Consider the following 7524-nt stretch of genomic DNA (forward strand, 5'->3'; position numbering starts at 1 on the left):
GTCCCGTACCGGCTGCATCCACACGGTAGGAAGCCCCGGCGGGTCGAGGCGAGGACCGATCCGCACAGCGAGGGCGTCGGCGGTGCCGGCCTGCACAGCGACCCCGGCCCGCCGTCGTACCCGGTCCGCCGGAGCGAGGACCCTCAGCCCGGCGGGGCGTCGAGGACCCGCAGCGCGAGCCAGAGCTCGTGCCGGGCGCTCGGCCCGCGTAGCAGGCTTCGTCCGAGGACCTGCTCGGCCCGGTTGAGCCGCTTGCGTACGGCGGACACCGAGATCCCGAGCGCGCTGGCGGTGCCGGGGAGCCGGCCGTCGGCGCGCAGCCAGGCGCGTACCGTCGCCAGGCCCACGGTCGTCCCGTCGGCGCTCAGGGGCGCGACCTGGTCGTGCGCCCAGAGGCGCAGCGCCGGGGCGGCCAGCAGCCGGTCCAGGCCGTGCCACCGGCCGTCCCCGTCGCCGGCGGGCACCCCGCCGCGCGGATCGCCGCCGCTCGCCCCGAGCGGGCTGCCCTCGGACGGCCCGGCGTCGTCACCATCGTTTACCGCCCCGGCCGGGCCGGCAGCGTCGCCACCGTCGCCGGGCGCGACCTCCCCGGCCGGGCCGGCGGCGTCGCCGGGCGCGGCCGGGCCGAGCAGGTGCAGGGCCAGCCACGCGACCGACTGGTCGGATACCCGGGACAGGTCCAGGGCCAGGCGGTCGCGCAGCAGCGCCAGCCGGGCCGCGAGGGTGTTGCGGTGGATCCGCAGGTGGCGGTGGGCCGCGCCGTCGAAGGCGAGCCAGGAGCCGAGCGTGGCCAGCAGTTCCGGCCCGTCGGGGTCGGTGCGTCGGGCCGGCCGGTACGACAGGCACGGTGCCAGCAGGGCCGAGGCCCAGTCGGTCCCGGCGGGGCCCAGCGCGGACCGCAGGTCCGCCGGGCGGTCGAAGCGGCAGTGCCCGTCCGGGTGGCTGCGGGCCACCGCGAGCGCGTGGAAGGCCTGCTCGTAGCCGACCGCGGTGCGGTGCAGCGGGACCGGCTCGCTGACCCCGACGCGGGTGTCCGGCACCCGCCGGCTGATCAGCCGGCCCGCCGTCTCCGCGCCGGAGCCACGGCCGCCCGGCGCCGCGCCGTGTTCCGGCACCAGCGCGATGAGGTGCCGGGAGCGCACCGGGCAGGGCACCACCCAGGCCCGCCCGCCCAGCACGCGGGTCACCTGCCCGGCTGCCTCGCCGCGCCGGCCGGGGGCGCACTCGACGACGCACACCCGGGCCACGTCCGGCAGGTGGGGGCGCAAGGCCGCCGCGACGCGCCGGGCCGGCGCCACGTCGCCGACCATGAGCAGGTGCAGCACCGCCTCCCGGCCGCGGCCGTCGCCGGCTGCCACCCGGCGCCGGGCCCGCTCGGAGCGGTCCAGCCGCCAGCAGAGCCCGAGCAGGCGCGCGGCGTCGGCGAGCAGGTCGCCCGGGACCGGATCCGCCGGGTCGACGGCAGCGAGCCACGGTGGTGGGTCCGCCCCACCGTCGGGGTCGCAGTCCGCGCCGTTCCCGGGCTCCGCCGCCCCGAGTGCGACGAGGTGGACCGTCGGCGCTCCGTCGCCGCCCCGCACGGCCGCCGGGGTGCCGCGCGCGTGCAGGCCGGGTACGGCGCGGGCGGCGGCGGCCAGCACGGCCGGGGCGAGCGGGTGTCGACCCGGGTGGACGCTGAGGACCGTGCCGTCGACGCCGATCAGGGCGACCGTGGCGGCGGACCGGCGGGCCAGTTCGCCCAGGACGGCCGGGACGGGGTCCGGGCCGGCGGCGAGCCGGGTCATCGCGACGACGGCTTCGGCGCGTTCGGGGCGCGAGCGCGACGGTGGCCGTCCGCGCGTCCGCGACCCGTCCGGCTCCGCCCGCATGTCAGCAGACGCTATTACCCGGTCGCGGCGGTCGCCAGCGAGCCGATCCCGGGGTGAGCTCGGGCACCCGCCGCCGGGCCGGTGGTGCGGGTGGCGGAGACGCAACGTGCCGGCCACCCCGAGGAGGGGCAGCCGGCACGGCACGGCGTGCGCGCGACCGTCCAGCTCCGGCGGCCGCGTGGACCGGCGTCAGAGCGGCGGGGCGACGTCCCGGCGCTCCTCGACCCGCCGGTACTCGACCGGCTCGGTCGTGCTGACCACCTGGCGGCGGCGTCCCCAGATGAGCGTGGTCATGATGAGGCCGAGCACGCCGGCGGCCATCAGGATCCACCCGACGACGTCGAGGTTGATGCCGCCGACGCTCGCGTCGAGCGCGAAGGTGAGGATCGCGCCGAGCGCGATCAGGAAGATGCTGGTGCCGATACCCACGACAGCCTCCTAGGTCAGGGGATGTGGTGTGCTGTCGATGGACCTCAGTACCCCGTGCGTGACCAGCGCAATCATCACCCGGTCGACCCGCCGGCGGGGCGGCGTGCCGGGCGATCTTGCCGTCGGGTAGAGTTTCCCCCGTCGCCGACGAACACCGGCGGCACGCGGACGTAGCGCAGCTGGTAGCGCATCACCTTGCCAAGGTGAGGGTCGCGGGTTCGAATCCCGTCGTCCGCTCGCGATCCGCCCCTCGTGGTCCGGCCTGCCGGACCGGGCGGTCACCCCCGGGCGATTGGCGCAGTGGGAGCGCGCTTCCTTGACACGGAAGAGGTCACTGGTTCAAACCCAGTATCGCCCACCACGTATTCGGACCCGCCCCACCCGCCCAGCGCGCGGGAACGCCACCGGCTGACGGTGGGCGGACGGCCCCCGTCCGGGGCGGCGACCCACCACGAGCACGCGGAAGACCCGTTCCGCACGTCCGCTTCTGCCGTCGGCAGATCCGCTGACCGTGAACACGGGGTCCGGCCGCCGCTCGGAGCCGGCACAGTGGCACGCATGAGACTGCTGGTGCTGGGCGGGACGGGATTCGTGGGCGGCGCGACGGTCGCCGAGGGGGTGCGTCGCGGCTGGTCGGTGACGGTGTTCAACCGGGGGCTGCACGGTGCGACGCCGGAGGGCGTACGCCGGTTGCGGGGTGACCGGACCGCGCCCGACGGCCTGACGGCGCTCGCGGACGGCGAGTGGGACCTCGTGGTCGACACCTGGGACGGCGCGCCCCGCGCGGCCCGGGACGCCGCCCGCGCGCTGGACGGCCGGGTCGACCGGTACGTCTACGTCTCCAGCGGCTCGGTCTACGCGGCGCCCGCCGCCCCCGGGGTGGGCGAGGAGGCCCCCGTGGTGGACGCGGAGCCCGACGCCGACGACGGCGACTACGCGGCCAACAAGGCCGGCGGCGAGCGGGCCGTGCGGGAGGTGTTCGGCGAGCGGGCGGTGATCGCCCGGGCCGGGCTGATCCTCGGGCCGGGCGAGGACATCGGCCGGCTGCCCTGGTGGCTGGCGCGGATCGCCCGGGGCGGGGACGTGTTGGCGCCGGGCCCGGTCGACCTGCCGGTGCAGTACGTCGACGTGCGGGACCTGGCGGGCTGGATGCTGGACCGGGGCGCGGCGCGCACGGGCGGGACGTTCAACGTGGTGAGCCGCCCCGGGCACACGACGATGGGGGAGCTGCTCGACGCCTGCGTGGCGGCCACCGGCGCCGACGCCCGGCTGCGCTGGACCGACCCGGCGCCGATCCTGGCCGCCGGGGTGGTGCCGTGGAACGACCTGCCGATCTGGATCCCGGCCGGGCACGAGTACCGCTGGTTGCAGGAGCGCGGCGTCGAGCGGGCGTACGCGGCGGGGCTGACCTGCCGCCCGGTGGCCGAGACGGTCGCCGACACCTGGGCGTGGCTGCGGGCGGTCGGCACGGTCCCGCCACGGGCGGGACGCCCGCAGCGCGCCCCGGTGGGACTGGACCCCGACCGGGAGGCGGCGCTGCTCGCGGCGACGGACGCGGCGCGCGCCTGACCCCGGCCGGCGAGGCACCGCCGGCCGGGGCCGGTCAGGACCGGGTGACCGGCAGGTCGAGCACCTCGTCCACCTCGCGGCGCGGGGTCGGCCAGCCCGGCTGGCCGAATCCGACGCGCATCACCATCTGCGGCGTGCCGAACCGCCCCAGCGACAGCCGCAGCTGCTCCCGCGCCGACGGCACCTCGATCGGCTGGGACAGCATCGACACCGCCAGCCCCGAGTCCGTCGCGCTCAGCAGCACCCGCTGCAACGCCTGCCCGGCGACGACCTGGTCGGTCGCCGTGTTGCCCGGCGAGCCGAGCACCGCGACCAGCGGCTCCGGTTCGAAGTCCCGCCCCGGGGCCCGGTCCAGGCCGCCGAAGCCCCGGGACGGCAGCAGGTCCTGTGGCTCGCCCTGCGGGCCGCCGGACGCGGCCGGGATCCCGTCCGGGGCGGACGTGGCGCGTACCCACTCCTGGCGCTCGGCCCGGTACTCCGGGCTGCGCTCCAGCACCCGGTGGGCGCTGCGGGCGATCTCGGCGAACGCGTTCACCGCGCTGACGCCGACCAGCAGTTCCAGCCAGCACTGCTCGGCGCGGGCCGCCTCGGCGAGGCGCCAGCGGGCGTCGGCGGGCACCGGGTCGGGCCAGAACGGCGCACGGTTGCTGAACCGGCGGGGGATGGCCGCGTGCAGGGCCTGCTCGGCGGGGGTGGGGCGGCGCGGCACGTCCGGGACCAGCCGGGCCACCACGTCCGGCTCGGCCGGACAGGGGCGCAGCCGGACCTTCGCCGGGGTGCCGGCCACGGCCAGGGCGAGCCGCAGGTTGAACAGCGCCGCCCCGCAGGCGATCCGGACCCCCCAGCCGTTCGGGTCGGTGGCCGGCAGCCGGCGGTTCGGGTCGACCCGCACCTCGATGCCGCCGTCGCGCAGGCGGAACCGCCACGGCTGGGTGTTGTGCAGCGACGGCGCGCGTACGGCGTCGGTGGCGGCGGCCCGTAGCTGCTCGACGGTGAAACCGGTGTCCATGGTCGTGCCCTTTCCGTGGCAGGTCGTGCGCCGGCGAGTGGTGCATGTCCACGGTGCGTCACCGGACCGAGGCCCGGGCAGGGCCGGACGTCCCGTCCCAGCGGGCCCGACCGGCCCCGTCGCGGGTGCGGACCTCGGCCCGTGGCGGCCCCGGGCCGACGCCCGCCACCGGCTGCGGCTGGCCGGCGAGCCGGGGCGGCGCGGGGTGCGGCCGGTTCGGGACCTTCGACCCGTGCGGAAACCGGTGCGTAGCGGGTAGAAACGAGGGATGATCCGCGTGTTCCTGCTCGACGACCACGAGGTCGTCCGCCGTGGCCTGGCCGACCTGCTGCAGAGCAGCGGGGACATCGAGGTGGTCGGCGAGTCCGGCCTCGCCCAGGAGGCGGTCCGGCGTATCCCGGCCCTGCGGCCGGACGTGGCGATCCTCGACGCGCGGCTGCCCGACGGCAACGGCATCGACGTGTGCCGGGACGTGCGGGCCGTGGACTCCTCGATCAAGGGCCTGATCCTCACCTCGTACGAGGACGACGAGGCGCTCTTCGCGGCGATCATGGCCGGCGCGTCCGGCTACGTGCTGAAGCAGATCCGCGGCACCGACCTGGTCGACGCGGTGCGCCGGGTGGCGGCCGGGCAGTCGCTGCTCGACCCGGCGATCACCACCCGGGTGCTGGAGCGCATCCGCAGCGGCGTCGAGCAGCCGCGCGAGCTGAAGTCGCTCACCGAGCAGGAGCGGCGGATCCTGGAGTACGTGGCCGAGGGCCTCACCAACCGGGAGATCGCCGGGAAGATGTTCCTGGCCGAGAAGACGGTGAAGAACTACGTCTCCAGCGTGCTGGCCAAGCTGGGCCTGGAGCGCCGCACCCAGGCGGCCGTCCTCGCCACCCGACTCCTCGGCAAGTCCCACTGACGCGTGCGGGTCAGTCCCGCAGGGGCACCGACCAGCGCAGTTCGGTGCCGCGGGGCTCGGCCCGGCGTACGTCGAACTCGCCGCCGTGACGCTCGGCGCGCTCGCGCAGGTTGACCAGGCCGCTGCGCGCGGCGGCCGGGTCGCAGCCCACCCCGTCGTCGGTGACGGTCACGCTCACTTGGCCGGCGTCGACCCGTACCGCCACCGTCACGCGGCCGGCCCGCGCGTGCCGTACCGCGTTGGAGAGCGCCTCCCGCAGCACGGCGGTGAGGTCGGGGCGGACCGCGTCGGGGACGGCGCTGTCGATCGGCCCGGTCAGCTCCAGGCGGGGCCGGTAGCCGAGTGACTCGGCGGCCGCCTCGATCGCCTCCCGGATCTCGGTGCGCAGCGCCGCGCTCATCGGGGTGCGCAGCTCGAAGATGGTGCGGCGGATGTCCTTGATCGTGGCGTCCAGGTCGTCGACCGCCGCGTTGACCCGCCTGGCGACCTCCGGCTTCGTCGTCATCGGGGCGGCGCTCTGCAACTGCAGGCCGGTGGCGAAGAGCCGTTGGATGACCACGTCGTGCAGGTCCCGGGCGATGCGCTCGCGGTCCTCCAGGACCACCAGCAGTTCCCGTTCCTCCTGCCCGCGGGCCCGTTCCATGGCCAGCGCGGCCTGCCCGGCGAAGCTGCCCAGCAGGGCCATGTCGTCGTCGTTAGCGACGGGCGCCCGGTCGGGCCGGTGCGCGATCACCAGCACCCCGTGCAGGGTGTCGGCGGTGGCCAGCGGCGCGACCATCGCCGGGCCGGTCCGCAGCAGCGCCGGCCAGGGCGCGGCGTGGGCCAGGTCCGCCACGTGGTCGTGCCGGCCCTCGACGACGGCGGCGGCGAAGCTCGTCTCGGCCGCCGGCAGCGCGGTGCCGACGAGGGCGCCGGCCTGCTCGTCGGCCCCGTCCACCACCTCGACGGTGAACTCCTCGGCGTCGGGGTCGTAGAGCAGCACCAGCGCGACCTCCGCCTCGGCGACCTCGCGGGCGCGCCGCGCCACCAGCGTCAGGGCGTCGGTGCGGCGCACCTCGCCGAGCAGCACGGCGGTGATCTCGGCGGTCGCCGCGAGCCAGCGTTCCCGGCGGTGGGCCAGTGCGTAGAGGCGGGCGTTCTCGATCGCCACGCCGGCCGCCGCGGCGAGCGCGACGACGATCTCCTCGTCGTCCTCGGTGAACTCCGCGCCGCCCTGCTTCTCGGCCAGGTACAGGTTGCCGAACACGTGGTCGCGGATGCGCACGGGCACGCCGAGGAAGCTGTGCATCGGCGGGTGGTGCGGCGGGAACCCGTAGGACTTCGGGTGCTGGGTGATGTCGGGCATCCGCAGCGGGCGCGGGTCGTCGATGAGCAGGCCGAGCACGCCCCGCCCGTGGGGCAGTTCGCCGATCCTGGCGTGCAGCTCCGCGTCGATGCCGTGGGTGATGAAGTCGTGCAGCAGGCGGTCGTGGCCGATCACGCCGAGCGCGCCGTAGCGGGCGCCGACCAGCTCGCAGGCCGACTCCACGATCCGTTGCAGGGTGCTGCGCAGGTCCAGGTCGGTGCCGATGCCGACCACCGCGTCGAGCAGGGCACGCAGCCGCTCCCGGCTGGTCACCACCTCGCCCACCCGGTCCAGCATCTCCTGGAGCAGCTCGTCGAGCCGCACCCGGGACAGCGGGCTGAGCCCCAGCGAGGGGGTCATGTGCGCGTCGGGGCGGGGGTTCGGGGTGCTGGCGGGG

Annotated in this window: 6 protein-coding genes and 2 tRNA genes; 4 read left to right on the forward strand and 4 right to left on the reverse strand. The window is 76.6% G+C overall.

The annotated features are described in order from the left end of the window. Positions 1-143: 143 nt before the first annotated feature. Positions 144-1784 (reverse strand): helix-turn-helix domain-containing protein, encoded by a 1641-nt coding sequence (locus ACSNN9_RS17720; protein ID WP_436674438.1) that lies wholly within the window; start codon positions 1782-1784, stop codon positions 144-146. Between the two features lie 273 nt (positions 1785-2057). Next, positions 2058-2297, reverse strand: coding sequence for a DUF6458 family protein (locus ACSNN9_RS17725; protein ID WP_436674440.1), 240 nt, complete (start codon positions 2295-2297; stop codon positions 2058-2060). A 164-nt stretch (positions 2298-2461) separates the two neighbouring features. Between ACSNN9_RS17725 and ACSNN9_RS17730 the strand changes: the two genes are divergently transcribed. The 3 genes from ACSNN9_RS17730 to ACSNN9_RS17740 all read left to right on the forward strand — a co-directional run bounded on the left by ACSNN9_RS17730 (position 2462) and on the right by ACSNN9_RS17740 (position 3866). Further along, positions 2462-2534 (forward strand) — tRNA-Gly (locus ACSNN9_RS17730). A gap of 49 nt (positions 2535-2583) precedes the next feature. Next, positions 2584-2658 (forward strand) — tRNA-Val (locus ACSNN9_RS17735). Between the two features lie 197 nt (positions 2659-2855). Beyond that, the gene (locus ACSNN9_RS17740) at positions 2856-3866 is read left to right on the forward strand and encodes an NAD-dependent epimerase/dehydratase family protein (RefSeq protein WP_436674441.1); all 1011 of its coding nucleotides are present in this window, start codon (positions 2856-2858) and stop codon (positions 3864-3866) included. A gap of 34 nt (positions 3867-3900) precedes the next feature. Here ACSNN9_RS17740 and ACSNN9_RS17745 read toward each other — a convergent pair whose 3' ends face one another. Further along, positions 3901-4875, reverse strand: a complete 975-nt coding sequence (locus tag ACSNN9_RS17745; protein ID WP_436674442.1) for an Acg family FMN-binding oxidoreductase — start codon at positions 4873-4875, stop codon at positions 3901-3903. Positions 4876-5143: 268 nt separating this feature from the next. Here ACSNN9_RS17745 and ACSNN9_RS17750 point away from each other — a divergent pair, with 268 nt between their 5' ends. Next, the gene (locus ACSNN9_RS17750; protein ID WP_357876132.1) at positions 5144-5782 is read left to right on the forward strand and encodes a response regulator transcription factor; all 639 of its coding nucleotides are present in this window, start codon (positions 5144-5146) and stop codon (positions 5780-5782) included. A gap of 10 nt (positions 5783-5792) precedes the next feature. Here ACSNN9_RS17750 and ACSNN9_RS17755 read toward each other — a convergent pair whose 3' ends face one another. Next, the gene (locus ACSNN9_RS17755; protein ID WP_436674445.1) at positions 5793-7487 is read right to left on the reverse strand and encodes a sensor histidine kinase; all 1695 of its coding nucleotides are present in this window, start codon (positions 7485-7487) and stop codon (positions 5793-5795) included. Positions 7488-7524: the final 37 nt, after the last annotated feature.

The organism is Micromonospora sp. URMC 107 (assembly GCF_051386315.1).
GTDB lineage: Bacteria > Actinomycetota > Actinomycetes > Mycobacteriales > Micromonosporaceae > Micromonospora.

Excerpts from the sequence above, each read along its gene's own strand:
- ACSNN9_RS17755 (WP_436674445.1), bottom strand. The coding sequence starts at position 7,487 with ATGACCCCCTCGCTGGGGCTCAGCCCGCTGTCCCGGGTGCGGCTCGAC.
- ACSNN9_RS17750 (WP_357876132.1), top strand. The coding sequence starts at position 5,144 with ATGATCCGCGTGTTCCTGCTCGACGACCACGAGGTCGTCCGCCGTGGC.
- ACSNN9_RS17720 (WP_436674438.1), bottom strand. The coding sequence starts at position 1,784 with ATGACCCGGCTCGCCGCCGGCCCGGACCCCGTCCCGGCCGTCCTGGGC.
- ACSNN9_RS17745 (WP_436674442.1), bottom strand. The coding sequence starts at position 4,875 with ATGGACACCGGTTTCACCGTCGAGCAGCTACGGGCCGCCGCCACCGAC.
- ACSNN9_RS17740 (WP_436674441.1), top strand. The coding sequence starts at position 2,856 with ATGAGACTGCTGGTGCTGGGCGGGACGGGATTCGTGGGCGGCGCGACG.